Origin of the sequence: Sporolactobacillus inulinus (assembly GCF_006539285.1) — a bacterium.
In the GTDB taxonomy this organism is placed as follows: Bacteria; Bacillota; Bacilli; order Bacillales; family Sporolactobacillaceae; genus Sporolactobacillus; species Sporolactobacillus inulinus.
Genome location: NZ_BJMS01000218.1, coordinates 1 through 1,022, shown reverse-complemented (window position 1 = coordinate 1,022; position 1,022 = coordinate 1). Strand labels below are relative to the sequence as shown.

The following is a 1,022-nucleotide window of genomic DNA, read 5'->3' as shown; positions in this document are numbered from 1 at the left end:
CCATCAAATACTTCTTTAGCTCCAGTAACATTTGTTTTTTTCTTACGATAGGCTAATGAAGAATCGGATATTCCCTTATCGTACACATATTTTTCATAAAAAGAGCTTAAAATAACTGCATAATATTTTAATAAAAAAGCATCATGATGTGATGCTAAGGATATTTTTCTTACTTTAGGGTAGACCCTTTCTTCTAAGGGCTTGTTTCTATTAAATTTCCTAAACCTTATATCGAAACTTATAAAGGGTAAATGGCGATATTTTTTGACTAAATCAGGATTTGAAAACAGTTTAAGCTGATCTTTTTTGCCCTTATTACTTAAGGGAAGGTCAAAATGCCGGTACGACTTGCATTCGTAATGTAAGCATATTTTTTGTGCTTCCTGTAACACAGCTTGATAATCATGCATTAATAACCCTCCGTAAATGCGGCAGACCCACATCACTTATCGGCCGGAAAACCGATTCGAATGCAGGTCTGCAGGTTTTCGAATGTATTCAATTCCAGAGAACACACTCTTTCATGACTACTTTTCTAAAAGGAAAAGTACCTTTCCGGGATGTTATCATAATGAAACTGAAAGGTGCGATTTAATGATTGCCTCAATCAGCAAGATATTACAAGTGATACTACAATTACAATGTACAGGCGTGATCGATGTCATGACTGCGTATGCAATTACACTTGCAATGATTCTTATAATGGTGTATAAACACCTGTCAAGCAACTAGGATGTCTGGTCATCTTCACTTGGTAGTTTGATTATACCATAATAAATTATTGGTAATGTTTAAATATTTGATATAATTGATTATTTTAATTGAAAGGCTTTAGCCAATTAAGGTTCAATTGCTATATTTCTTGTAGAACTAAATCTAATAAAAAATCTCCAAAGTCATTAGCGATTATCTCATATCTTTGTTTTGCCAACTCATTACCGGGCACAAAGGATACTACTTTTGGTTCTTTATTTACATCGAGTTGATTAAAATCTCACTAGCGTTGCAGTAATTAAAGCTGG

Annotated in this window: 1 pseudogene; it reads right to left on the bottom strand. The window is 33.6% G+C overall.

The features are described 5' to 3' along the window. Nucleotides 1-410, bottom strand: a pseudogene (locus SIN01_RS14820) (hypothetical protein); the annotation flags it as partial. Nucleotides 411-1,022: the final 612 nt, after the last annotated feature.